Source organism: Nocardioides palaemonis (assembly GCF_018275325.1).
In the GTDB taxonomy this organism is placed as follows: Bacteria; Actinomycetota; Actinomycetes; order Propionibacteriales; family Nocardioidaceae; genus Nocardioides; species Nocardioides palaemonis.
Genome location: NZ_JAGVQR010000004.1, coordinates 1,155,666 through 1,179,773, shown reverse-complemented (window position 1 = coordinate 1,179,773; position 24,108 = coordinate 1,155,666). Strand labels below are relative to the sequence as shown.

The following is a 24,108-nucleotide window of genomic DNA, read 5'->3' as shown; positions in this document are numbered from 1 at the left end:
CCCCGATCGCCCGCCCCGGCACCTCCGATCCCCCGGGAGGAGTCGGGGCGGGCCCCTGCGCCCACTACCCTGACGTCGTGAGCATCCCGACCGGCCGGAGCGCCCGCTAGTGGCGCGGGAGTCCTTCGCCATCGGGGGCGTACGGATCCGGTCCGGCTCGGCACGCGCGCTCGAGCTGCCGATCACCCGGCTCGTGACCGGCGCCGACGTGACGCTCCCGGTGCGGGTGGTGCACGGCCGCGAGGACGGTCCGGCGGTCTGGATCGACGCGGCCATCCACGGCGACGAGGTCGCCGGCGTCGAGGTGGTGCGCCAGGTGATGGCTGGCCTCGACCCCAAGACGTTCCGCGGGACGCTGGTCGCGGTCCCGATCGTCAACGTGCTCGGCTTCATGACCGGCGACCGCTACCTCCCCGACCGCCGCGACCTCAACCGCTCCTTCCCCGGCTCCGCGCGCGGCTCGCTCGCCAGCCGGATCGCCCACCTCTTCATGCGCGAGATCGTGTCGGGCTGCGAGGTCGGCATCGACCTGCACACCGGGTCGGACCGGCGCAGCAACCTCCCGCAGGTGCGCGCCGACCTCGACGACCCCCGTACGCGTGAGCTCGCCGCCGCCTTCGGCGCCCCGGTGATGCTGCACGCCAAGATCCGCGACGGCTCCCTGCGCCACGCGGCCCGCGAGCACGGCGCCAAGGTGCTGCTCTACGAGGCGGGCGAGCCGCTGCGCTTCGACGCGTACGCCGTCGACGCCGGCGTGCTCGGCGTGCGTCGGGTGCTGGCGGCGCTCGGGATGACCGAGCCGGTGGAGGAGCCGCCGGTCGAGCCCAGCCTGGAGTGCCGCGCCAGCGGCTGGGTGCGCGCGCGCCGCACCGGCATCCTGCACCTCGACGCCCAGCTCGGGCAGAAGGTCAGCGACGGCGAGCGCCTCGGCACCCTCTTCGACTCCTTCGGCAAGACGCTGCGCGCGGTCTACGCCAACCGCGACGGCATCGTGATCGGCCGCACCGAGGCGCCGCTTGTCAACTCCGGTGACGCCGTGGTGCACATCGCCAACTAGCGTGCCCCGCATGTCCTTGTCCTTCGACGTCGCAGGCTTCCGCTCGCACTTCCCCTCCCTCGCCTCCGGGATCGCCCACTTCGACAACCCCGGCGGCACCCAGACCCCGGCCGTCGTCGGCGAGGCGATCGCCCGGACCCTGACCGGACCGCTGTCGCAGCGCGGCTCGCTGCTGGTCAGCCAGCGCAACGCCGAGGACGCCGTGGCCGGGTTCCGCTCGGCGATCGCCGACCTGGTGGGCGGGGTCCCCGGCGGCGTGGTGCACGGGCGCAGCGCGACGGCGCTGACGTACGACGTCTCAAGGGCGCTGGCGAAGACCTGGGGGCCGGGTGACGAGGTGGTGGTCTGCGAGCTCGACCACGACTCCAACGTGCGGCCGTGGATCCAGGCGGCCGAGCGGGCGGGCGTGACGGTGCGCTGGCTGCGCCTGGACCCGGCGACCGGCGAGCTCGACCTGTCGTCGCTCGACGCGATCACCCCGCGCACGCGGCTGGTCGCTCTGACCGCGGCGTCGAACCTGCTCGGCACCCGCCCGCCGGTCGCGACCGTCGCGGCCCGGGCCCACGAGGTCGGTGCGCTGGTCCACGTCGACGCGGTGCACCACACCGCCCACGCCGCGCCCGACCTCACCGCGATGGGCGCCGACCTGCTGGTCTGCTCGCCCTACAAGTTCTTCGGCCCCCACTGCGGCGCGCTCGTCGCCGACCCCGCGCTGCTCGAGACGCTGCGCCCCGACAAGCTCGTCCCCTCCTCCGACGCGGTGCCGGAGCGGTTCGAGCTCGGGACGCTGCCCTACGAGCTGCTCGCCGGCGTGACCGCGGCGGTCGACCTGATCGCCTCGCTCGGCACCGGCTCCTCCCGGCGGGAACGTCTCGTGTCCGCCGCCGCGTCGATCGCCGACCACGAGCTGCGGCTGCGGCAGCGGATCGAGGACGGCCTCGCCGACCTGACCGACCACCTGACCCTCCACTCGCGTGCCGCCGACCGGACGTCCACGCTGTTCGTGACGCTGCGCGACCGCTCGCCTGTCGACGCCCACACCTTCTTGGCCGAGCGCGACGTGATGGTCCCGCCCGGCACGTTCTACGCCGTCGAGACCTTCCGCGCCCTCGGCCTCCCCGTCGACTCCGGACTGCGGATCGGGCTCGCCGCCTACAACGACGACGCCGAGGTGGACCGGCTGCTGGAGGGGCTCAGCGCGTTCCTCGGCTGAGGTCCGCGCGATTGCCGGGGTCGAGCGGACCATTGTCCGCTCGACGCCCGGAATGTCGGGCGACAAGCGACAACGGCGGTCGACCAGTGGGCCGTACCTAGGTATGTGCTGTACTTAGCCGCATGACCGACGCCCGCTGGCCCGCACCCTGGGTGCGGGCTGCGCTCGACGTGGCGGTGCTGGCGACCCTGGACGCCGGCCCGCTGCACGGGTACGCCGTCGCGCAGGCGCTCGCGGAGCGCGGTTTCGGGCTGCTCAAGGGCGGCTCGCTCTACCCCGTGCTCAACCGGCTCGAGGAGGGCGGCGACGTCGACGCGACGTGGGTCGAGGGGCAGGGCGGCCCGGGGCGCAAGGCGTACGACCTGACCGCGCAGGGCCGCACCCGGCTGCGGCACGACCTGGCCGCCTGGCGCGAACTGGGGGAGACGATGACGACGATGACGACGGGGCCGACGGGGGCGACGAGGGATGGCTGAGCAGACGACACCGCTGGCGGCGCTGCACGACGAGTTCGACCGGGCGCGCGGCGTGCCCGCGGACGGCGGCTGGGCGTTCGCCGTCTCGTGGCGGCTGCTGCGCCGCGACGTCGAGCCTCACCAGGTGTGCGAGGGGCTCGAGGAGGCGCTCGCGCTGGTGCGGGAGACGCAGGAGTCGCCCGAGGACCTCTTCGGCACGCCGGAGGAGCACTCCGACGCGCTCTACGACCGGTGGGTCGCGGAGGGACGCCTGCACCTCTGGGACGCGTCGAGCATGACGTGGCCCGAGGTCCCGGCATGGGGCTTCGGCCTGGCGTCCTTCTGGACCGGCGCGTTCATGGTGTTCCTCCTCCTCGACGGGCGGACGACGCTGACGTGGACGCTGGGCTGGGTCCTGCTGCCCGTGGGGATCGGCGTGCTCAAGGCCGTCGTGTGGGCGACTTGGGACACGCTGCTGCGTGCCCGGGGCGCGGCCGCGGCGGCCATCGGCACCCTCGGAGCGATCGCCGCCGGTGCGTCCACGCTCGCCCTCGCCAACGAGTGGGCGAAGACCGTTCCGCTCGGCACGGCGAGCACCTGGTCGTACCTCTGGGTCGTCGCCGGCTGCGCGCTCCTCGCGGCCGCGGCGGGCCGGTGGGCCGACGCGCGGCCCACGCCCGCGCCCGCGATCGCCGATGTCGACGAGTGGTCACGCCAGGTCGGCGCGATCCTGCGCGGTCGCTACCACCTCGCCGACGTGCGGGTGGCGAAGATCATCGGTGACGCGCACGCGATCGCCGCCGACGCCGGCCGCACCGTGCAGGAGGAGTGCGGCACGCCCGAGGAGTTCGCCGCCGGCTTCGTGCCCGACCACGCCCGCCAGCGCCGGATCGAGGGAACGATCTGGGCGATCATCGCCGTCGCGCAAGGGGTGTCGCTGGTCGGCGACTTCGGCTGGTTCCGGGCCGCGCTGGCGACGGCGTGCCTGGCCATCGCCTGGCGGCTGCTGCACCGCGACGAGGAGGACGGTCAGTCCGGGCGGTAGGCCCCGCGCGCCTGCTGGGCGACCTCCTGGCCGGAGGTGCCCTCCTCGGCCTGCGAGTCGACGTCGTCGGTGTCGACCGTGTCGCCGACGGTGGCGTTGCCGCCGGGCTCGGCGTCCAGCGCGGCCTGGCGCTCCTCGTCGGAGACCCGCTCACCCGCGGCCGGGAAGGCCGACTCCTCGGGGTGCTCGGCGTACGCGTCCTGCTCGGGCTGGTCGCTGGTCATGGCTCCGACGCTACGCCGCAGGACCCGACGCAGCACCCGCCCGCAGGGGTAGACGCGCAGGCATTGCTCCGACCGGTCGAGGGCGCCGAGCGTGGCGGACCGGGCGCACGGGCACCATTGCCTGCGCGTCTCCGACGGGCGGCGGACCGTGCGTGACGGTCCGCCACCCCCGATCGGGCTCAGTCCTCGCGGGAGGACGTACGCCCCGGCGTGACCACCTCGACCCGGGAGCCGGGCGGCAGCGCCTGGACCAGTCGCAGCTGGGCCAGGGCCGGGTGGTCGTCGAGCAGCTTGGCGCCGTTGGCCAGCGACCGCAGGGCCGCGGTCTCGGCGCGCGCCGCCTCGAGCTGCGCCTGCGCCCGGTGCCGGCCGACGACCAGCTCGGCGTGGGCCGCGCGCAGGTCGGCGGGCAGCACGACGTCCTTCACGACGACGTCGAGCAGCCGGATGCCGACCCCGGCAGCGACCTCGGCCACCGCCTCACGCGCGCCGGGCGCCAGCCCCGTGCGGGGCGAGCGGACCAGCGCCTCGGCCTCGAGTCCGGACAGCGCGTCGCGCAGCGCGAGCTGCACCGCGACGTAGACGGTGTGCACCGGGTCGTGCACCCGCTCGGTGTGGGCGACCGCGTCGGCGACGGCCCAGGTCCACACGGCGGAGACCTTGACCGTGACGCCGTCGGACGTCAGCACCTCCTGCGCGGGCACGACGTCGATGCGCTCGCGCAGGTCGACGACCTGGTAGGTCGCCCGGGTCCGGCGCACGTGCCGGCCGGCGGGCAGGACACGGGTCGGCTCGCCGTCGCGGTGCTCGAGCGCGACCTGCCAGGGCTGGACCGCGAAGGTCGGCCGCAGGCCGTGGCGCAGCGAGCGGCTGGTGACGAGCCGGTCGGGGCGGGAGACGTAGGTGGTCATGGTCATGGCGATCCTCCTTCGGGTCGCTGGTGGGTGTGGGTGGCAAGCGGGCTGGGGTGGTGGTCGGCGACCGCACCGGCGTGCGGGGACACGGACCGTCGTGCTGACCGGTCCGGCCTCAGGGCATGCGGGTGCGACTCGTCACCGGCCACCACCCGTGAGGTGTGAGAGTCGAACTCACAGGAGTGAACAACTCCGATACCGTTGCCGTGGAGGGCGTGTGGCGGGGTACGACGCGCGGAACCGGGCCCCGGAACTCCGGGCCCTGCCGCTGATCCCGCCGCGGACAACGGTAGGCGTCACACGGTCCCGGGCGCACCCGGTTTTCCGCCGGGTGTCGGAGGTCTGCGCCACCATGGGCGGATGGGCCGCTGGGTGCTGCACGTCGACATGGACCAGTTCCTGGTCGCCGTGGAGCTGCTGCGCCGGCCCGAGCTGGTCGGGCTGCCGGTCGTCGTCGGCGGGCGCGGCGACCCGACCGAGCGCGCCGTGGTGTCGACGGCGTCCTACGAGGCCCGCGCCCACGGCGTACGCTCCGGCCTCGCGCTCAAGCTGGCCAGGCGGCGCTGCCCGGACGCGGTGTTCCTGCCGGTCGACTTCCCGGTCTACGAGGAGGCGTCGGCGCGGGTGATGGAGACGCTGCGCGCGGTGCCGGGCGCGGTCGTCGAGGTGCTGGGCTGGGACGAGGCGTTCGTCGGCGTCGAGACCGACGACCCGCTCGCGACCGCTCGGGCGGTCCAGGCGGCCGTGCTGGAGGCGACCGCGCTGCACTGCTCGGTCGGCATCGGCGACACCCTGGTCCGCGCCAAGATCGCCACCGACTTCGGCAAGCCGCAGGGCACCTTCCGGCTCACCCGTGACAACTGGATGGACGTCATGGGCGCCCGCCCGACCACCGCGCTCTGGGGCGTCGGCAACCGGATCGGTGCGCGGCTCGAGGCGATCGGGATCCGCACCGTCGCCGACCTCGCCGCCGCCGACGAGGAGTCGCTCGTCGCCGCGTTCGGCCCCGCCAGCGGTGGACACCTCGGCCGGCTCGGCCGTGGCGGCGGGCGGGCCTGGCCCGACGACACACCCTGGGTCGCCCGCGCCCACGGCCGGGAGACGACCTACCAGTCCGACCTCGCCACGCCCGACGAGGTCCGGGCGGCGCTGTCCGAGCTGGCTGCGCGGGTCGTCGACGACGTACGCCGCGAGGACCGCGCCGTGCAACGCGTCCACCTCAAGGTCCGCTTCGCGCCGTTCTTCACCTTCACCAAGGTCCGCAAGCTCCAGGAGCCGACCCTCGACGTCGAGGTGATCACGCAGACGGCGTTCGACCTCTTCCTCGCCCTCGACGACCAGCGCCCGGTCCGGCTGCTGGGCGTGCGCGGGGAGATGGTGCCGCCCGAGGGCGGCTACTGACCGGCGTCCGTGGAGCGGAGGGCCGCTAGGTCGGGCCGCGCGCTCCACCGTCGGCGTGTCGGACGGCGACACGCCGGCATCTGCCCGTGGCGACCGCCAGCTCGGGCCCCTCAGCCGAGCAGGGACAACCCCGCCGCCAGCGCGAAGCCGACGACGGTGGCCAGGCCCGCCCAGTCCTTCGCCTTCTCCTTGGCCTCGGGGACCATCGAGTCGATCAGCATGGTGAGCAGCGCGCCGGCGGCGAAGCCGTCGACGAAGGCCTGGCCGTCGCTGGAGACCGCGTCGGCGAGCAGCGTCCCGGCGACGGTCGCGGCCGCGCAGCAGGCGGCGACGCCGGTCCAGAGCGCGACGACGGAGCCGCGCGAGCGGCCGGCGGCGCGCATGTCGGCGGCCGAGCCGATCGCCTCGGGGAGGTTGGAGGCGTAGATCGCGACCAGCAGGGCCGGGCTGACCGCACCGCCGGCCGCGATCCCGATGCCGAGGACGGCCTGCTCGGGGATGCCGTCGAGGAACGCACCGACCGCGAGCGGGGTGCCGGCCGAGGCGCCGCCGGAGCGTCCGCCCCAGCGCTGCACGCCGCGGTCGGCGAGGAAGTACGTCAGCCCGCCGAGCGCGAGGCCCGCGGCGACGGCGTACGCGCTGCCGATCCGCAGGCCCTCCTCGGCGAGCTCGAAGGACACACTCGCGACGAGCGCGCCGGCGCCGAAGCCGAGCACCAGGCCCACGACCCGGTCCGACCACGACCGCACCAGCGCGAGGAGGGCGCCGACCACCAGCGAGCTGGCGGCCAGCGCACCCCACCCGAGCGAGGCGAGCACGTCAGTCGACGCCCGCCATGAGCTTGTGGATCGGCTTCGACGCGAGCATCACGACGACACCGGTGACCACCGAGGCGAGGCCCACCCAGATGAAGAACGGGCCCTCGGCGGCCTCGTCGTAGTAGCCCGCCAGCACGCCGGCGAGCGCGGTGCCGAGCGCGATCGAGAGGAAGTAGAGCGCGACCATCTGGGTCGTGTACTTCTTCGGCGCCAGCTTGGTGGTGGCGCTCAGGCCGACCGGCGAGATCAGCAGCTCGGCGAGCGTGAAGACCAGCAGGATCCCGGCCAGGCCCCACAGCGGCGCGGTGTTCTCGCCGCCCGGCATCGGCAGGAAGCAGAAGAACGCGACACCCATCAGCGCGGTGCCGGCGCCGAACTTGAGCGGCGTCACCGGCTGCCGGTCGCCGAGCTTGGTCCAGAGCGCGGCGAAGACACCGGCCAGCACGATGATGAAGACCGGGTTGATCGACTGCACCCACGAGACCGGCATCTCCCAGCCGAACAGGTTCCGGTCGAGGCGCTTGTCGGCGTAGATCGTCACGACCGTGAACTGCTGCTGGTAGAGCGACCAGAACACGACGTTGCAGACGAACAGCGGCACGAAGGCGAAGATCCGGCTGCGCTCGGCGCCCTGCACCTCGCGGTCGGTGAGGATCACCGCGAAGTACGCGACGGCCGCGACCGCGCTGATGCCGATCACGATGTTGGCCAGCCGGTCGGCGGTGATCACGCCGACCCACGTCAGCACGCCGACGACCGCGAGCACCACGACGGCGCCGATGCCGTACGTCGCGAGCTTGCCGTGGGGCAGCGGGTTCGCGACCCGGTTGGTCTCCTCGGGCAGGTTCTTGCGGAAGAGCGCGTACTGGGTCAGGCCCAGGGCCATGCCGACCGCGGCGGCGCCGAAGCCCCAGTGGAAGCCGGCCTCCTTCTGCAGCAGGCCGGTGAGCAGCGGGCCGATCAGGGCGCCGATGTTGATGCCCATGTAGAACAGCGAGAAGCCGGCGTCACGGCGGGTGTCGTGCTCGTCGTAGAGCGAGCCGACCAGCGACGTCGCGTTGGCCTTCACGCCGCCCGAGCCGAGCGCGATCAGCACCAAGCCGACGCCGACGCCGGTCAGGCCGGGCAGCAGCGACAGGGCGATGTGGCCGAGCATCACGCAGACCGCGGAGTAGAACAGCGTCCGCTCCGGGCCGATCAGCCGGTCGGCCAGCCACGCCCCGAGGATCGTGGAGAGGTAGACCGCGCCGCCGTACGCCCCGACGATGCCGGTTGCGACGCCCTCGTCGACGCCGAGGCCGCCGCGGGCCGCGGAGTAGTACAGGTAGATCAGCAGGATGCCCTGCATGCCGTAGAAGCTGAACCGCTCCCACAGCTCGACGCCGAACAGGTTGGCCAGCACTCCGGGCTGGCCGAAGAACCGGGTGTCGGAGTCGCCGCGCGCGGGTCGCGCCTGCGTGGTGTCTGGAATCTGGCTCACCGGCCCACGGTGCCACCGCCCCCCGGGTGTGTCACCACCCGGGGGGTGAGGGCGTGACCCCGCTCACTCGCTGGCTCACTCGCTTGCGATGGCGTCCAGCACCTTCATCCGCGAGGCGCGGATCGCCGGGACGACGGCCGCGAGGACCCCGAAGATCACCGCCACCACGAGGAAGACCAGCAGGCTGGTGATCGGCAGGGAGAGCTCGGTCAGGTCGTCCTTGAGCGACTCGCGCAGCACCACGCCGATGACCAGTCCGAGCACCATCCCGAGCACCGCGCCGAGCAGCGCGATCGACACGGACTCCAGCGTGATCATCCGGCGCAGCCGGCGCCGCGAGAGGCCGACCGCGCGCAGCAGGCCGATCTCGCGGGTCCGCTCCAGGACGCTCAGGCCGAGGGTGTTGACGATGCCGATCACCGCGATCACCACGGCGAGCGCGAGCAGGCCGTAGATGACGTAGAGCAGCTGGTTGACCTGGCCGCTGATCAGCTCCTTGAACTCCTGCTTGTCCTGCACCGACAGGATCGGCAGGTCCTTGACCACGTCCTCGAGGTCCTGCTTGACCGCGCCGACGTCGGCGCCGTCGGCGACGTTGATGCTCAGCGTCGAGTCGCTGCGCTTCACGCCCGCCTCCTCCAGCACCGAGAACGGCACCGTGATGCCGCTGGTGACCGGGGTGTCCTCGAAGACGCCCGCGACCTCGAGCGGGATGGTCTTCCCGCCGGGGAACTCGACGTCAACCGTGTCGCCGGTGGTGGCCTTAAGGCTCTCCGAGCGGCCCTGGCTGAGCAGCACCTGGTCGCCGCTGAGCTCGTCGGTCCCGGACTCCATCTTCAGGGTGTAGACGTCGGTGAAGGCGGCGTCGACGCCGTTGGCGAAGGCCTGGTCGGGCTTGCCGTCGACCTCGACGCTCACCGGTACGCCCTGCTGGCGCGAGACGACCGCGACGCCGTCGACCTGCTCCATCTGGTCGCCGTACTGCGTCGGGAAGCCCTGGAACGTCGGCAGCTGGACGAGGAAGTCGCTGGTGAACTGGTCGTCGACGATCTTGTCCTGGGTGGCGCTCAGCGACGAGGCGAGGACGCCGACGGCGGAGACGACGGCGAGGCCGATCATCAGCGCGGAGGCGGTCGCACCCGTACGCCGCGGGTTGCGCAGCGCGTTCTCGCCGGCGAGGCGGCCGGCGGTGCCGAAGACCCGGCCGAACAGGCCGCGGCACAGCAGCAGCACCGGCTTGCCGACCACCGGCGCGAGGACGGCGGTGGTGACCACCCAGATCACCGCGCCCGCGCCGATCCAGATCGCGTCGGTGCCGGGGGCGCCGACCAGGCCGGCCGCGACCAGGGCGGCGCCGACCACCATCGCGATCGTGCCGAGAACGAGGCGGCGCCCCATGCCCTTCTCCTGCACGACGAGGTCGTCGCGCATCGCCGCGACCGGCGGGACCTTCGCCGCCCGGCGGGCGGGGACGAAGGCCGCGACCATGGTGACCACGATGCCGACGACGTAGCCCGAGACGATGGTGAACGGGGTCAGCGTCAGCACGTCGCCGGAGATGTCGAGGCCGAACGAGCGGAAGAGCCCGGCCAGCCCCCGCGAGAGCCCGAGCCCGAGCAGCAGCCCGAGGGTCGCGCCGACCACCGACATGAGGAACGCCTCGACGAGCACCGAGCGGGTGACCTGCCGGCGGCTCGCGCCGAGCGCGCGCAGCAGCGCCGACTCGCGCACCCGCTGGGAGACGAGGATCGAGAAGGTGTTGAAGATGATGAACGCGCCGACGACGATCGCGATCACCGCAAAGGTCGTGAGGAAGATCGAGATGACGTCGAGGAACTGACCGATCTGGTCCTGGGTCTCCTTGACCACCTTGTCGCCGGTGACGGCGGTGAAGCCCTCCGGCGTGACGGCCTTGGCCGCGTCGACCAGCTCGGTCTGCGAGACGCCGTCCTTGGCGGTCAGGGAGACGCTGGTGAAGCCGTCCTGGCCGTCGAGGAAGATCTCCTGCGCCTCCTTGGTGTCCATCAGGACGAGGGTGGCGCCGGCGGTGCCGCCGCCGTTGAAGTCGGCCGTGCCGACGAGGGTGAAGGTGCGTCGCGGCTCGCCGGTCGGCACGATCATCGTGACGGTGTCACCGACCTCGTAGCCGCCGCGCTCGGCCGACGAGGTGTCGATGGTGACCTCGCCCGGCTTCTCGGGCCACCCGCCCTGGTTGAGCTCGAGGATCGGCTCGCCCTGCATGTTCTCGCCGGCCGCGTAGTTGAACGCCAGCGTCGGGGCGCCCTGGCCTCCGACCAGCTTGTCGTCCTTGCCGAGCAGGAACGAGCCGAGACCGTCGACCGAGCCCTCCGCCTGGGCGACCTCGGGCAGCGCGGCCAGCTTGTCGACGTCGGCCGGCGTCACCAGCGCGGTGGTGCCGACGCCGGCGTTGGCGCCCTGCACGTCGCCGGCGGGGCGCACCTGCGCGTCGGGCGTGGAGCCCTTGACGATGTTGTCGAAGGTGGCGTTGAGGCCGGTGCTGAAGGTCATCACGCCGGCGAGGAAGCCGATGCCGAGCACGATCGCGAGCGTGCTCATCAGCAGCCGCACCTTGCGGGCGACCAGGTTGCGCCAGGTCAGGCGGAGCATCAGCCGGCCGCCTTCTGCGCAGCGGCGTCCTGCAGGCGGCCCATCTTCTCGAGGATCTGGTCGCGGTCGGGCTCGCGCAGCTCGTCGACGATCTTCCCGTCGGCGAGGAACAGCACGCGGTCGGTGTACGACGCCGCGACCGGGTCGTGGGTCACCATGACGACGGTCTGGCCGAACTCGTCGACGCTGCGGCGCAGGAACCCGAGCACCTGGGCGCTGCTGGTGGAGTCGAGGTTGCCGGTGGGCTCGTCGGCGAAGACGATCGACGGCTTGCTGACCAGCGCGCGGGCGCAGGCGACGCGCTGCTGCTGGCCGCCGGACATCTCGCTCGGCCGGTGGCCGAGCCGCGGGCGCAGGTCGACGGCGTCGACGACCTGGTCGAACCACGCGCGGTCGGGCTTGCGGCCGGCGAGGCTCAGCGGCAGCAGGATGTTCTCCTCCGCGCTGAGCGTCGGCACCAGGTTGAAGGACTGGAAGACGAACCCGATGCGCTCGCGGCGCAGCGTGGTGAGGTCCTTGTCCTTGAGCCGCCCGAGCTCCGTGCCGTCGACGACCGCCTCGCCCCCGCTGGGGGTGTCGAGCGCCGCCAGGCAGTGCATCAGGGTGGACTTGCCGGACCCCGACGGGCCCATCACGGCGGTGAACTCGCCGCGCATCAGGTCGACGCTCACGCCGTCCAGGGCGCGTACCTCCGCCTCCCCCTTGCCGTAGGTCTTCACCAGGTCACGTGCGCTCGCGGCGACCTCGGTCGCCACGCCCTCCCGGGGCTGCTCAGTCATGGGGGAAGTGTCCCAGCCCTCCGAAGCGGCCTGCCATGGGATATCGCCCCTAGTCGTCCCTGACATCCGTCAGGGTCGCCGGCCCTAGATTGGGCCCGTGGGAGACGTCGTCGCCGGGCTGCTGACCGGCCTGTCGCTCATCGTCGCGATCGGTGCGCAGAACGCGTTCGTGCTGCGCCAGGGCCTGCGCCGCAGCCACGTCGGACTGGTCGTCGCGGTGTGCGCGCTCTCCGACGTGGTGCTCATCGTCGCCGGCGTCGCGGGCATCGGGGTGCTGCTCGACCGCGCCGCGTGGGCGGTCGAGGTGGTGCGGTGGCTGGGCGTCGCGTTCCTGACGGCGTACGGCGTGCTGTCCCTCCTCCGGGCCCGGCGTCCGGAGGCGCTTGCGGTCGGGGACGGCGTGGTCGAGTCGCGCCGCGGGGTGCTCGCACGGGCGGTCGCGCTGACGTGGCTCAACCCGCACGTCTACCTCGACACCGTCCTCCTCCTCGGGTCCGTCGCCGGCACCCACGGTGACCCGGGACGCTGGTGGTTCGCCCTCGGTGCGTGCGTCGCGAGCCTGCTGTGGTTCGCCGGCCTGGCCTACGGCGCCCGCCTCGCCGCGCCCCGCCTGGCCAGCGCTCGCGCCTGGCAGGTCCTCGACGTCCTCGTCGGGCTCGTGATGCTGGCGATCGCGCTGCGCCTGGCCCTCAGCGGCTAGCTTCTCGCTGGTCGAGGAAGGACGACGGCCTGCACCCCCGCTGGTCGAGGAAGGACGACGGCCCGCACCCCCGCTGGTCGAGGAAGGACGAAGTCCTGTCACGAGACCCGGACAGCCGGACGACCACCCTCGGGGGTCTCGTGACGGTCGCTGCGCGACCTCCTCGACCAGCACGGGCCCGGCGGATGGTCGATGATGGGGCGATGACCGATCAGACCTCCGTCGACGACGTCCTCTCCGCCACCGCCGACGAGCGCCGGCGCGAGGACGCCCGCGCTGCGATCGAGCTGATCACGCGTACGACCGGTGCCGAGGCGCGGGTGTGGGGACCCTCGATCGTCGGCTTCGGCCACGCGCCGTACACGACTGCCGACGCCAAGGTGCACGACTGGTTCGCCGTCGGGTTGTCACCGCGCAAGGCGGCGCTGACGTTCTACGGCCTGCTGCAGGAGGGGCCCGACGAGCTCCTCGACCGGCTCGGGCCGCACACGACTGGCAAGGGCTGCCTCTACGTCAAGCGCCTCGACGCCGTCGACACCTCCGTGCTCGGCGAGCTCGTCGCGCGGGCCTGGCGGGACAAGCACGTCGGCGACTGACCGCCCCCCTCCACCGGCCGTTGGTCGAGGAAGGACGACGTCCTGTCACGAGACCCGGACAGCCGGACGACACGGTGGCGGGTCTCGTGACGGTCGCTGCGCGACCTCCTCGACCAACGGGGGCGGAGGTCAGACTTTCTCGGCGGCGCGGGCGAGCGCCTCGTCGTGCCGCTTGTGCAGGCGCTCGCGGATCTCGCCGGCGTCGTAGTGGCGGCGTACGCGCTCGTCGCGCGCGACGGCCGCACCGGTGGCGACACCGGCCAGCACACCGGCGAGTCCGAGCAGCTTCCACGCGCGCATGCGGGCAGCGTAGCCGGCGTCCCGCGAGCCGGTGAGGCAGACTTCCGCGCATGGCACCGGCGCTGACGCTCGACGAGGCGGTCGACCTGACCCGCAGCGGGGACATCTGGCTCTTCCGCGGGCGTCGCGCCCCGGACCGCGCGATCCGCGCGGTCACCAACTCGCCGGTCAACCACGTCGGGATGGCGGTGGTCGTCGACGACCTGCCGCCGCTGATCTTCCACGCCGAGCTCGGCAAGAAGCAGAAGGACATGTGGACCGGCGCCCACCACCGCGGTGTCCAGCTCCACGACCTGCGCGAGGCGGTCGCGCGCTGGCAGGGCGACTACAAGCAGGACGCGTGGCTGCGCCAGCTCGAGCCGGAGATCGGCCGCGACGAGGAGGACGGCATGCTGCGCGCCGTCGCGCGTCTCGACGGCGTCTCGTTCCCGAGCATGACCAAGCTCGCCTCGCGCTGGCTGCGCGGGCGCGACGCCTACGTCCCGCGCAAGAAGCGCGGTCGGCGGGTCACGCCGGAGGCGGCGTTCTGCGCCGAGATCGTCGCGACCTGCTACATCGAGATGGGCATCCTGCTCGACGACCGCAGGGCCACCTGGTACGACCCCGGCAAGTTCTGGAGCGGCGACTTCCTGCCGATCTCCGACGGCTGGACCCTCGGCAAGGAGGTCGCGGTCAACCGCTGACCGGAGCCTCCAGCGACGCGCGCAGCCGATCGGCGACCTCGGCGACCGCCGTCCGGAGCTCGGGCCCGCCCACGACGCGGAACGCGAACGGCACGCCCGCGAGCCACTCACCGGCGTACGCCTGGGCGTTGCTGGTGCTGCCGACCAGCTCGCACCCGCCGTCCGGCAGCGCTCGCAGGTCGCCGAGCGTCGGGCGGATCCAGGGCCGCACCTGCTCGAGGGGCAGGTCGAAGACCACGTGGGTCTCGTGCTCCCAGCCCTGGCCGAGGTTGGCCTCGAGCTCGGCGGCCGGGTCGAGGTCGGCGGGGACGGCGAAGGTGCCGTCGAGCTCCTCGACCGCGGTGATCCGGTCGATGCGGAAGGTCCGCAGCGCGTCGGCGTGGTGGGAGTGGCACAGCAGGTACCACCGGCCGTAGCGCACCACGACCGACCACGGATCGACCTCGAACGTACGCGGGTTGCCGGCGGCGGTGCGGTAGCCCAGGCGCACCTGGCGCTGGGCGGCCACCGCGGCGACGAGCGTGCTGGTGACCTCCGGGTCCGGCTTGGCCGGGAACCGCTCGGGCACCGTGCGCGCGGTCTCGCGCATCGCGACCGCCTGCCGTGCGACGTTGGTCGGCAGCACCCGCAGGATCTTGCCGAGCGCGGAGCCGACCGGGTCGTCGGGGTCGGCCACCCGGTGCTGGGAGTCGAGCGCCGCCATCACCAGGCCGAGCGCCTCGGTGGCGGAGAAGACCAGCGGCGGCAGCCGCAGCCCGCGCCCGAGGGTGTAGCCGCCGTAGGGCCCGCGGGTCGACTCCACCGGGATGTCGGCCTCGCGCAGGATCGCGACGTAGCGGCGGGCGGCGCGCTCGGTGACGCCGAGCCGGCCGGCCAGCTCGGTCGCGGTGATCCCGGGCCGGGACTGCAGGACGTCGAGCGCCCGCAGCGCCCGGGCGGTCGGGCTGATCTCGCTCATGGATCCATGGTCGCACTGGTTCCGGACGCCTTCCGTCCGGAATGGTGTCTACGGTGGCGGGACAGCGAGTGGTTTCGAGGCTCGCTGCGCTCGCACCTCAACCACCGAGGGGCGCACTCGCACCTCAACCACCGAGGGCCGCGCTCGCACCTCAACCATCGAGGGGCGCGCTCGCACCTCAATCACCGAGACACAGGGAGAACGACTGATGGACATCGTGCTGATCGCGGGGATGTGGCTCGACGCCTCAGCCTGGGACGACGTGCTGCCCGAGCTCGAGCGGCTCGGCCACCGTCCCGTGCCGGTGACGCTGCCCGGCCAGGGTGACGGCGACGCGAGCGCGACCTACGACGACCAGGTCGCAGCGGTGCTCGCCGCGGTCGACGCCGCGGACCGCCCGCTCGTGGTGGGCCACTCCGCGGCCTGCACGCTCGCCTGGACGGCGGCCGACCAGCGCCCGGACGCGATCACCGGCGTCGCGCTGATCGGCGGGTTCCCCGCGACCGAGGGCGACACCTACGCCGACTTCTTCGAGCCGGTCGACGGCGTGATGGCCTTCCCGGGCTGGGAGCCGTTCGAGGGCCCGGACTCCGCCGACATGTCGGCCGAGCTCAAGGCTTCGGTGGCCGCCGGCGCCCACGCGGTGCCGGTCGGCGTCACCCGTGGCGTCGTGCGCTGGAGCGACGAGCGGCGCCACGGCGTGCCGCTGACTCTCGTGTGCCCCGAGTTCAGCCCCGAGCAGGCCAGGGAGTTCATCGCGTCGGGCGACGTCCCGGAGCTCGGCGCCGCCACCGCCCTCGAGCTGGTCGACATCGACTCGGGCCACTGGCCGATGTACACCCAGCCGGCCGCGCTCGCCGCGCTGCTCGACGAGGCGACGCGCCGCTGAGCCCCGGCATCTGAGGACGTCCTGCAGCCCCGGAGACCCCTCCCGGCTGCAGGGCGTCCTCAGATGACTTTCCGGGGTGGGGGTCTTGACAACGTACAACCATTCGGTTGTACGTTAGGTCCATGATCGAGGACGCGGAGGACCGGGCGGACGCGTGGTTCCACGCGCTCGCCGACCGCACCCGGCGCGACGTCCTGCGCCGCGTGCTGGCCGGGGAGCACTCGGTCTCGGCGCTGGCGCAGCACTACGACATGAGCTTCGCCGCCGTCCAGAAGCACGTGGCCGTGCTCGAGCGCGCGGGCCTGCTGACCAAGCGTCGGCAGGGTCGCGAGGCACTCGCGAGCGGCGACGTGGAGGCGGTCCGCTCCGTCACCGCGATGCTCACCGAGCTCGAGGCGCTCTGGCGCGGCCGCATCCAGCGGATGGACGACCTCCTCGCCGGCGAATGACCCACCACTGACCCACACCCACCCGCAGAACGGACCGGAACCATGCCTGTCACCGACGTGCAGCACGACCTCGACGCCCTCACCCTGACCATCACCGCCGACTTCGCCGCACCGGTCGAGCGCGTGTTCGCGGTCTACGATGACCCGCGCCAGCTCGAGCGGGTCTGGGGCCCGCCGACCTACCCGGCCACCTTCGTCGACCACGACCTGGTCCCCGGCGGTCGGATGAACTACTACATGACCAGCCCCGAGGGGCAGAGGTTCTACGCCTACTGGGACGTCACTGGCGTCTCGCGGCCCGACGGCTTCACCTTCAACGACGGCTTCGCCCTCGACGAGACCTTCGCGCCCAACACCTCGATGCCCGAGTCGCGCGCCGACTTCACCTTCACCGCCACCGACGGCGGCACCCGCGCCACCTTCGTGACCGCCTACGCCAGCGCCGACGACCTGCAGAAGGTGCTCGACATGGGTGTCGTCGAGGGCTCGACCGCCGCCATCAACCAGATCGACGACCTCGTCGCCGCCTGAGCGACGACCCGCCACCGACTGATCCACCCACCGACCCGTCCCATCGAAAGGCCACACCGTGCGACCGATCGTCATCACCACCTTCCTCTCCCTCGACGGCGTCATGGAGGCGCCCGGCGGCGGCGACCACCCGCACGCCGGCTGGACGTTCAAGGACGTCGCGTTCGAGGAGGCCGCCTACGACATCAAGGGCCGTGAGACCGAGCAGGCCTCCGCGCTGCTGCTCGGGCGTCGGTCCTACGAGGAGTTCGCGCCGGTGTGGCCCTCGATGGAGGAGTTCACCACCTACAACGCGATGCCCAAGTACGTCGTGTCCACCACCCTCGAGGGCGACACCGTGCCGTGGGGCGACGGCGAGGTCACCGTGCTGCGCTCGGTCGACGACGTCGCGGCGCTGAAGGAGACCGACGGCGGCGAGATCCACGTGCACGGCAGCGCCCACCTCGCCCAGGAGCTGGCCCGCGCCGGCCTGGTCGACCGCTACCACCTGCTCGTCTTCCCGCTCCTGCTCGGCTCCGGCAAGCGGCTCTTCGGCGAGGGCCCGAAGACGTCGCTGCGACTCACCGAGCACGCGGCCTACGCCAACGGCATCACCCTGCAGGTCCTCGAGGTCGTCCGCTGATCGCGAACGACGTGGCCCGAACGGGCACCGACCCGCCAGACTCGTCTGGTGGAACTCGCCCTGCTCCTCGTCTCGATGGCGGCCGTCGTCCTGGCCGCGACCGCCGTCAGCGACCGCCTGCACGTCCCGGCCCCCCTGCTGCTCGTGGTGGTGGGGGCCGTGGCGTCGTACGTCCCCGGCGTCCCGACCATCCACCTCGAGTCCGAGGTGGTGCTGCTCGGGCTGCTGCCGCCGCTGCTCTACGCGGCCGCGATCCAGACCTCGCTGGTCGACTTCAACGCCAACCGCGGCTCGATCCTGCGGCTGTCGGTCGTGCTGGTGGTGATCACCGCCCTCGTCGTCGGCGCGGTCGTGCACTGGCTGGTCCCGGGCATCGGCTGGGCGGCGGCGATCGCGATCGGAGCCGTCGTCGCACCGCCGGACGCGGTCGCGGCGACCGCCGTCGCCCGGCGGATCGGGCTGCCGAGACGGGTCGTGACGATCCTCGAGGGCGAGTCGCTGCTCAACGACGCGACCGCCCTGGTCGCCCTGCGCACCGCCATCGCCGCCCTCTCCGGGGGCGTGGCGATGGCCGAGGTCGGCCTCGACTTCGTCGTCGCCGCGGGCGGCGGCACCGCGATCGGCGTGCTGTTCTTCCTCGTCGTCGCCTGGCTGCGCAAGCGGCTCACCGACCCGCTGCTCGACACAGCCCTGTCCTTCCTCACGCCGTTCGCCGCGTTCGTCGCGGCCGAGGAGATCCACGCCTCGGGCGTCATCTCCGTCGTCGTCGCCGGCCTGCTGCTCGGCCACAAGGCGCCGATCATCCAGACCGCCCAGTCCCGGATCACCGAGCGGATCACCTGGCGCACGGTCGCCTTCGTCCTCGAGAACACCGTCTTCCTGCTGATCGGCCTCCAGCTCGACTGGATCCTCGCCGACGTCTCCGAGTCGACCCTCGGCGCCGGCCGGATCGCCGTCGTCTGCGCGGCCACCCTCGTCACCGTCGTCGGCGTGCGGATGGCCTGGGTCTTCGGCACGCTGCTCTTCCGCCGGCTCGGCAACGACCCGCTGCCGGCGTCCTGGACGTTCCTCATCGGCTGGGCCGGCATGCGCGGCGTGGTCACGCTGGCGGCCGCCTTCGTCATCCCCGAGGACGCACCCCACCGCGAGGTGCTGCTGCTGGTCGCGTTCACCGTGGTGGCCGGCACCCTGCTGGTCCAGGGGCTCAGCCTCCCGTTGCTGACCCGGCTGCTCAAGGTCCCCTCGCCCGACCCGGCCGAGGACGCCCTCTCCCGCGCCGGCCTGCTCCAGCAGGCGGCCGACGCCGGGCTCGCCAGGCTGGCGGAGATGGACTTCGACGACCACCACGGCGTCGACGCCCAGGTCCGTGCCCGCGTCGACCAGCGCACGTTCGCGGCGTGGGAGCAGCTGTCCACCGCCGAGGGCGAGGAGACGCCGTCCGAGCTCTACACCCGCGTGCGCCGCGAGATGATCGCCGCCGAGCGCACCAAGGTGCTGCGCGTGCGCAGCAAGGGCCGGCTCGCCTCCGAGGTGGTCAGCGAGGTGCTCGGCATGCTCGACATCGAGGAGTCGATGCTCGACGCCGGCACCGAGGCGCGCACCAGCGTCCGCAACACCTCGATGGGCTTCACCGGCGGCCGGATCTGCGACGACCTCGAGCAGTTCCCGGCGATCGAGACGGTCGCCGACCCGGCCTGCGCGACCTGTCTCGCCGACGGCACCCGCTGGGTGTCGCTGCGCCAGTGCCTGACCTGCGGGCACGTCGGCTGCTGCGACTCCTCCGTCGGCAAGCACGCCACCGCCCACTTCCACGACACCCTGCACCCGGTGATGCAGTCCGCCGAGCCCGACGAGGCCTGGCGCTGGTGCTACGTCCACAACCTCACCGGCTGACGTCCCCGCACTAGGCTGGAGGTATGGGAGCACCCGCGATCGTGGTCGCGTCGGCGAACCACGGTGAGGTCCTGGCCGACACCTTCGCCCGCTACGAGCGGGAGTACGACGTCCGGCTGGTGCAGGACGAGGCCAGCGCGAAGCACACGGCGAAGGACCTCGTGGCCACCGGCCACCAGGTCGCGCTGTTCGTCATCGACACCGACCACGACGAGCAGATGCTGTTCGCCCTGTTGGGCGGCACCCGCAAGACCGTGCCGACCGCCCGGCGGCTGCTGGTCTCCCACATCAGCCGGTTCCGCGCCGACAACCAGACCTTCCGGCACGCCGTCGCGGCCGGCAAGGTCGACGCGCTGCTGCTGATGCCGCAGGGCCCGCGCGACGAGGAGTTCCACGGAGCGGTCGGCGAGCTGCTCAACGAGTGGAACGCCACCGTCGCGACGCCCGTGGTCGAGAACGTCCGGATCATCACGCCGGAGAAGGACGCGCTCACCCGCCAGCTGCTCGACTACCTCGGCCGCGTCGGCCTGCCCGCCGGGGTGCACCACCCCGACAGCGAGGTCGGCCGCGCGGTGATGGCCGACTGCCCCGAGGACGAGGGTCGCTGGCCGGTCGTGTCCTCGCTCGCCGGCTGGTGCGGGCACTGCCCCGACGTGCGCTCGCTGGCCAACCAGCTCTACGGCCGCCCCGACGAGATCGACGTGGACGAGGTCGTCGACCTCGTCGTGGTCGGCGCGGGCCCCGCCGGCCTCGCGGCGAGCGTGTACGCCTCGAGCGAGGGCCTGCGCACGGTGTGCCTCGAGGCCGAGGCGATCGGCGGGCAGGCCGGCACCAGCTCGATGATCCGCAACTACCTCGGCTTCCCGCGCGGCATCTCGGGCATGCGGCTGGCCCAGCGGGCCCGCGGGCAGGCGCTGCGCTTCGGCACCCGCTTCTTCACCGGCTGGCCGGCCACCGGCATCTCGCCGTGCGAGGACGGCGGCCACCACGTCGTCCACACCGAGGGCGGCGACGTCCACACCCGCTCCGTCCTGGTCTCGACCGGCGTCGACTACCGCCGGCTCGGGGTCGAGGCGATCGAGGAGATGGTCGGGCGCGGGGTCTTCTACGGCGCCGCGATGGCGGCGGCCCGCGAGCTCGCCGGCGACCACGTCGTCATCGTCGGCGGCGGCAACTCCGCCGGACAGGCCGCGATCCACGCGGCGCGGTTCGCCAGCCGGGTGACCATCCTGGTGCGGCGTCCCGACCTGGCCGCCACCATGTCGTCCTACCTCATCGACGAGATCGAGTGGAACCCGCGGATCACGGTGCGCGGCTCGGCCTGCGTCGTCGACGGCGGGCCCGACGACGTGGGCCACCTCGCGTGGCTCGAGGTCGAGGACCAGGTCACCGGCGAGCGCGACCGGGTCGAGGCGCGCGGGCTGTTCCTGCTGCTCGGCGCGGAGCCCGAGTGCAGCTGGCTGCCCGAGGAGGTGCTGCGCGACGCGCGGGGCTTCGTGCTCACCGGCCGCGACGTGCCGCGCGAGCTGTGGGTCGACGACGTCCCGCCGAGCGACCTCGGCACCACCGTCCCCGGCATCTTCGCGGCCGGCGACATCCGCTCGGGCTCGATGAAACGGGTGGCGTCGGCCACCGGTGAGGGCGCGTCGGTCGTCTCCGCCGTGCACACCTGGCTGGGGTGAGCCGCTCCCTGCCCAGCCGTCCCGTCAGAGCTGGAGCAGCAGGAACACCACCGCCAGCGCCGGCAGCGTGCCCTGGGTGATCGCGGCCCGGGCCATCGACCGGTCGTGCGTGACCAGCACCAGCGCGGCCGCAAGCATCGACCCGGTGCCGGCCAGCGCGAGGGCGGCGCCGGTCCCGCGCTCGGAGCCGAGCAGGACCAGCCCCACGGCCGTGATGATCGCCAGGAAGAGGTTGTAGAACCCCTGGTTGTAGGCCAGCGGCCGGGTGACCTGGGCGTCCGACTCGGACGTCCCGAAGGTCTTGCGGGTCGCGGGCTCGGTCCAGCGGAACGACTCGAGCACCCAGATGTAGACGTGCAGCGCTGCTGCCAGCGCCGCGAAGATCACCGCGAGGATCGTCATGGACGCACCCTAGGGCGCCCTACCCCTCCGTGGGTGGCACGTCTCCGCCCGCGGGCGGAGAGTGAGGCGCGCGGCGACCCCCGCCGTGCTGAACGAGGAGGTCCAGCGTGGGACGACTGATCGGCATCCTGCTCGTCGTGTGGCTCGTGATCGGGGCGTTCGCAGCCTGGCAGCGCGGCTACTTCGACGACGCCGAGGCCAGCTGCTCGGAGACCAGCGACATCGTGCTCAACGTCGTCGCCGGCCCGCTCAACTACACCGGGATCAACCCCAAGACCGACTGCCCGGACGTCGAGGTGCCCCAGCCGTCGCAGTAGCGGCTCACCCCCAGGGCAGCCGCCAGTCCTCCGGCGGGTCCTCGCCGACTCGTCCGTCGACGGCCTCGCGCAGCAGGTCGGCGTGGCCGGTGTGGCGGCCGTACTCCTCGAGGAGGTCCACCAGCAGGCGGCGCAGCCGCGGGTGGTTGCCGTTGCCGTCGTCGACGTGCGCGACGACCTCGAGGCCGCCCTCGGCGAGCGCCTCGTCGATCCGGCGGGTGTTGCGCACGACCGCGTCGTCGAAGACGGCGTACGTCTCCGCTGCCGTGAGGCCCTGCGGTCCGGCCTCGAACTCCCACTCGTCCGTGCCGTCGTGGCCCAGCGACCGCCACGGCTCGACCATCTCGTCGCCGCGCAGCTTGGTCACGAGGTAGTAGTCCTCGGCCAGCGCGAGGTGGAGCAGCAGCCCGCCCAGCGACAGGGACGACGAGGGGATCCGGTGGCGCAGCCCGGCCTCGTCGAGGCCGTCGGCCTTCCAGCGCAGGGTGGCGCGCATGCGTCCCAGCGCTCCGGTCAGGTGCTCGGCCTCCGTCCCGTCGATCGGCGGCTCCCACGGCGGGGGCACCCACACGTCGCGGTCCTGGTCGGTGTCGTCGTCGCTCATGACCCCATCGTGGACCCGGATCCGGACGATCAGCGACCGGTTGACCCTCTGGACACGGAGGTCGCGCACCCAGCAGGCTGGCCGGATGCGACGACCCGGACTCCTCCGCACCCCCGCCCTGCTCCTCACCGCACTCCTCCCGGCGCTCGCCCTCGCGGTCCCGGCGACCGCCGGCCACGGCCCCGGCAACGGCCACGGCAACGGCCACGGCCCGAAGTCGGCCGACCCGTTCCGCCACCGCTGGGTCGAGGGGGTCCTCGACGCCGACCAGAACTTCCGCGGCCTCGAGGCGGTCTCGCGCAAGGAGGCGTGGGTGACCGGCGAGAGCCTGACCGACGGAGGGGCGGCCCGGGTCTTCCGGACGACCGACCGTGGCCGGACCTGGGTCGACGTCAGCCCCGCCGACGCCGAGGGACTGTCGTTCCGCGACGTCGAGGTGGTCGGGAAGGTCGCCCACGTGCTGGCGATCGGCCCGGGGGAGGCCTCGCGGATCTACCGCTCCACCGACGGCGGCCGGAGCTGGACCGAGGCGTTCCGCAACGACGACGAGAACGCGTTCTACGACTGCATGGGGTTCTACCCCGGCGGCCGCCGGGGGCTCGCGGTCAGCGACCCGGTCGACGGCAAGCTCCGCATCCTGTCCACCCGTGACCGCGGCCGCTCGTGGAAGGTCTTGCCCTCGAGGGGCATGCCCGACAGCGCCGACGAGTTCGGCTTCGCGGCCAGCGGCGACTGCCTGGTCACGGCAGGCAAGGCCGCCTTCATCGTCACCGGCGGCGCCCAGAGCCGCGTCCTGCGCAGCGACGACCGCGGCCTGACCTGGACAGCCGTCGCGTCCGGGATCCCGGCCGGCGAGTCGGCCGGCGGCTTCGCGGGCGCCTTCGCGTCCCCGCGCCACGGTATCGTGGTCGGCGGCGACTTCGCCGACTCGACCGACACCGTGGCCACCACGGCGTGGACCCGCGACGGTCGCACGTGGACCCTCGGCTCCGACCTGACGCACATCGGGGAGGACGTCACCTTCGTCCGCGGCTGGAAGGTCGCGCTCGCGACCGGCGACTACGACGGCTCCGCGGGCTCGAGCCTCACCACCGACGGTGGGCGCACCTGGACGCGCGTGAGCGATCTCGGCTACCACGTCGTCGACTGCGTGGCGAAGGTCTGCTGGGCAGCCGGCAGCGCCGGCCGGGTCGGCCGCGGCTGACCCCTCCGGCTCCGCGCGGGCGTCGAACGTCCTGCGTGACCGACACCTTCTTCGCCAGCCGGAGCGTCCCGCGGCACCTCGTCCGCGGGGCGCTCGGGCTGCCGCTGCTGGTGGCGGCGTTCGTGCTGGTGCCGTGGTGGGGGCCGCTCGCGCTGCTGCTGGCGGTGCCGGCCGTGGTGCTGCTGCGGGGGTGTCCGACCTGCTGGGCGCTCGGACTCGCGCAGACCTGTGCGGTGCGCGACGCAGCCAGGGGCGAGGACTGAC

General features: G+C 73.1%; 27 protein-coding genes. 17 read left to right on the top strand and 10 right to left on the bottom strand.

Going from position 1 to position 24,108, the window contains the following annotated elements:
• Window positions 1-109: 109 nt before the first annotated feature.
• From KDN32_RS21450 to KDN32_RS21435, 4 genes are all read left to right on the top strand, one after another.
• The gene (locus KDN32_RS21450; RefSeq protein WP_211734682.1) at window positions 110-1,057 is read left to right on the top strand and encodes a succinylglutamate desuccinylase/aspartoacylase family protein; all 948 of its coding nucleotides are present in this window, start codon (window positions 110-112) and stop codon (window positions 1,055-1,057) included.
• A 10-nt stretch (window positions 1,058-1,067) separates the two neighbouring features.
• Complete coding sequence (locus KDN32_RS21445) at window positions 1,068-2,270, top strand: cysteine desulfurase-like protein (RefSeq protein WP_211734680.1); 1,203 nt, start codon at window positions 1,068-1,070, stop codon at window positions 2,268-2,270.
• 122 nt (window positions 2,271-2,392) lie between these two features.
• Window positions 2,393-2,746, top strand: a complete 354-nt coding sequence (locus KDN32_RS21440; protein ID WP_211734678.1) for a PadR family transcriptional regulator — start codon at window positions 2,393-2,395, stop codon at window positions 2,744-2,746.
• The gene (locus KDN32_RS21435) at window positions 2,739-3,770 is read left to right on the top strand and encodes a hypothetical protein (RefSeq protein ID WP_211734676.1); all 1,032 of its coding nucleotides are present in this window, start codon (window positions 2,739-2,741) and stop codon (window positions 3,768-3,770) included. Before KDN32_RS21440 ends, KDN32_RS21435 begins: the two co-directional genes overlap by 8 nt.
• Here KDN32_RS21435 and KDN32_RS21430 read toward each other — a convergent pair.
• A complete protein-coding gene (locus tag KDN32_RS21430; RefSeq protein WP_211734674.1) occupies window positions 3,755-3,994 on the bottom strand; it encodes a hypothetical protein in 240 nt (79 codons plus the stop codon). The two genes, KDN32_RS21435 and KDN32_RS21430, sit on opposite strands and share 16 nt — an antisense overlap.
• A 179-nt stretch (window positions 3,995-4,173) precedes the next feature.
• Window positions 4,174-4,911, bottom strand: a complete 738-nt coding sequence (locus KDN32_RS21425; protein WP_249217285.1) for a slipin family protein — start codon at window positions 4,909-4,911, stop codon at window positions 4,174-4,176.
• Window positions 4,912-5,268: 357 nt separating this feature from the next.
• On the opposite strand from KDN32_RS21425, the gene KDN32_RS21420 reads away from it, so the two are divergent.
• On the top strand, window positions 5,269-6,309 hold the full coding sequence (locus KDN32_RS21420; protein WP_211734672.1) for a DNA polymerase IV: 1,041 nt from the start codon (window positions 5,269-5,271) through the stop codon (window positions 6,307-6,309).
• 110 nt (window positions 6,310-6,419) lie between these two features.
• Here KDN32_RS21420 and KDN32_RS21415 read toward each other — a convergent pair whose 3' ends face one another.
• The 4 genes from KDN32_RS21415 to KDN32_RS21400 form a co-directional block, all read right to left on the bottom strand.
• Window positions 6,420-7,127 (bottom strand): ZIP family metal transporter, encoded by a 708-nt coding sequence (locus tag KDN32_RS21415; protein WP_211734670.1) that lies wholly within the window; start codon window positions 7,125-7,127, stop codon window positions 6,420-6,422.
• 1 nt (window position 7,128) lies between these two features.
• A complete protein-coding gene (locus KDN32_RS21410) occupies window positions 7,129-8,607 on the bottom strand; it encodes a peptide MFS transporter (protein WP_307854276.1) in 1,479 nt (492 codons plus the stop codon).
• A 75-nt stretch (window positions 8,608-8,682) separates the two neighbouring features.
• A complete protein-coding gene (locus KDN32_RS21405; protein ID WP_211734668.1) occupies window positions 8,683-11,235 on the bottom strand; it encodes an ABC transporter permease in 2,553 nt (850 codons plus the stop codon).
• Window positions 11,235-12,014, bottom strand: coding sequence for an ABC transporter ATP-binding protein (locus tag KDN32_RS21400; protein ID WP_211734667.1), 780 nt, complete (start codon window positions 12,012-12,014; stop codon window positions 11,235-11,237). Before KDN32_RS21400 ends, KDN32_RS21405 begins: the two co-directional genes overlap by 1 nt.
• 97 nt (window positions 12,015-12,111) lie before the next feature.
• Here KDN32_RS21400 and KDN32_RS21395 point away from each other — a divergent pair, with 97 nt between their 5' ends.
• Together KDN32_RS21395 and KDN32_RS21390 are read left to right on the top strand one after the other, a co-directional pair.
• On the top strand, window positions 12,112-12,714 hold the full coding sequence (locus KDN32_RS21395) for a LysE/ArgO family amino acid transporter (RefSeq protein WP_307854275.1): 603 nt from the start codon (window positions 12,112-12,114) through the stop codon (window positions 12,712-12,714).
• Window positions 12,715-12,917: 203 nt separating this feature from the next.
• Window positions 12,918-13,310, top strand: coding sequence for a DUF1801 domain-containing protein (locus tag KDN32_RS21390; RefSeq protein WP_211734665.1), 393 nt, complete (start codon window positions 12,918-12,920; stop codon window positions 13,308-13,310).
• A 129-nt stretch (window positions 13,311-13,439) separates the two neighbouring features.
• On the opposite strand, the gene KDN32_RS21385 is transcribed toward KDN32_RS21390, so the two are convergent.
• Window positions 13,440-13,610 (bottom strand): hypothetical protein, encoded by a 171-nt coding sequence (locus KDN32_RS21385; RefSeq protein ID WP_211734664.1) that lies wholly within the window; start codon window positions 13,608-13,610, stop codon window positions 13,440-13,442.
• A gap of 50 nt (window positions 13,611-13,660) precedes the next feature.
• On the opposite strand from KDN32_RS21385, the gene KDN32_RS21380 reads away from it, so the two are divergent.
• On the top strand, window positions 13,661-14,293 hold the full coding sequence (locus KDN32_RS21380) for a hypothetical protein (RefSeq protein ID WP_211734662.1): 633 nt from the start codon (window positions 13,661-13,663) through the stop codon (window positions 14,291-14,293).
• On the opposite strand, the gene KDN32_RS21375 is transcribed toward KDN32_RS21380, so the two are convergent.
• The gene (locus tag KDN32_RS21375) at window positions 14,283-15,251 is read right to left on the bottom strand and encodes a helix-turn-helix transcriptional regulator (RefSeq protein ID WP_211734660.1); all 969 of its coding nucleotides are present in this window, start codon (window positions 15,249-15,251) and stop codon (window positions 14,283-14,285) included. The two genes, KDN32_RS21380 and KDN32_RS21375, sit on opposite strands and share 11 nt — an antisense overlap.
• Window positions 15,252-15,459: 208 nt before the next feature.
• Here KDN32_RS21375 and KDN32_RS21370 point away from each other — a divergent pair, with 208 nt between their 5' ends.
• The 6 genes from KDN32_RS21370 to KDN32_RS21345 all read left to right on the top strand — a co-directional run bounded on the left by KDN32_RS21370 (window position 15,460) and on the right by KDN32_RS21345 (window position 21,317).
• Window positions 15,460-16,140 carry an alpha/beta fold hydrolase gene (locus KDN32_RS21370; protein ID WP_211734649.1) on the top strand — a complete coding sequence of 227 codons (681 nt, stop codon included), beginning with the start codon at window positions 15,460-15,462 and terminating at the stop codon, window positions 16,138-16,140.
• A gap of 122 nt (window positions 16,141-16,262) precedes the next feature.
• Complete coding sequence (locus KDN32_RS21365) at window positions 16,263-16,589, top strand: ArsR/SmtB family transcription factor (RefSeq protein WP_211734648.1); 327 nt, start codon at window positions 16,263-16,265, stop codon at window positions 16,587-16,589.
• 42 nt (window positions 16,590-16,631) lie between these two features.
• Window positions 16,632-17,120: an SRPBCC family protein gene (locus tag KDN32_RS21360; protein WP_211734645.1), complete on the top strand. Its 489-nt coding sequence runs from the start codon at window positions 16,632-16,634 to the stop codon at window positions 17,118-17,120.
• A gap of 58 nt (window positions 17,121-17,178) precedes the next feature.
• Entirely contained in the window at window positions 17,179-17,742 is a 564-nt protein-coding gene (locus KDN32_RS21355; protein WP_211734644.1) for a dihydrofolate reductase family protein, read from the top strand.
• 48 nt (window positions 17,743-17,790) lie between these two features.
• Complete coding sequence (locus tag KDN32_RS21350; protein WP_307854274.1) at window positions 17,791-19,635, top strand: Na+/H+ antiporter; 1,845 nt, start codon at window positions 17,791-17,793, stop codon at window positions 19,633-19,635.
• 23 nt (window positions 19,636-19,658) lie between these two features.
• Window positions 19,659-21,317: an NAD(P)/FAD-dependent oxidoreductase gene (locus KDN32_RS21345; protein WP_211734642.1), complete on the top strand. Its 1,659-nt coding sequence runs from the start codon at window positions 19,659-19,661 to the stop codon at window positions 21,315-21,317.
• 24 nt (window positions 21,318-21,341) lie between these two features.
• Here the strand turns inward: KDN32_RS21345 and KDN32_RS21340 are convergent, their stop codons facing one another.
• Complete coding sequence (locus KDN32_RS21340) at window positions 21,342-21,719, bottom strand: DUF1304 domain-containing protein (RefSeq protein ID WP_211734640.1); 378 nt, start codon at window positions 21,717-21,719, stop codon at window positions 21,342-21,344.
• A gap of 107 nt (window positions 21,720-21,826) precedes the next feature.
• Here KDN32_RS21340 and KDN32_RS21335 point away from each other — a divergent pair, with 107 nt between their 5' ends.
• Complete coding sequence (locus KDN32_RS21335; RefSeq protein WP_211734631.1) at window positions 21,827-22,036, top strand: hypothetical protein; 210 nt, start codon at window positions 21,827-21,829, stop codon at window positions 22,034-22,036.
• A gap of 4 nt (window positions 22,037-22,040) precedes the next feature.
• Here the strand turns inward: KDN32_RS21335 and KDN32_RS21330 are convergent, their stop codons facing one another.
• Entirely contained in the window at window positions 22,041-22,640 is a 600-nt protein-coding gene (locus tag KDN32_RS21330) for a mycothiol transferase (protein ID WP_211734629.1), read from the bottom strand.
• 85 nt (window positions 22,641-22,725) lie between these two features.
• On the opposite strand from KDN32_RS21330, the gene KDN32_RS21325 reads away from it, so the two are divergent.
• Entirely contained in the window at window positions 22,726-23,844 is a 1,119-nt protein-coding gene (locus KDN32_RS21325) for a WD40/YVTN/BNR-like repeat-containing protein (protein WP_211734627.1), read from the top strand.
• 35 nt (window positions 23,845-23,879) lie between these two features.
• The gene (locus tag KDN32_RS21320) at window positions 23,880-24,107 is read left to right on the top strand and encodes a hypothetical protein (RefSeq protein WP_211734626.1); all 228 of its coding nucleotides are present in this window, start codon (window positions 23,880-23,882) and stop codon (window positions 24,105-24,107) included.
• Window position 24,108 lies beyond the last annotated feature (1 nt).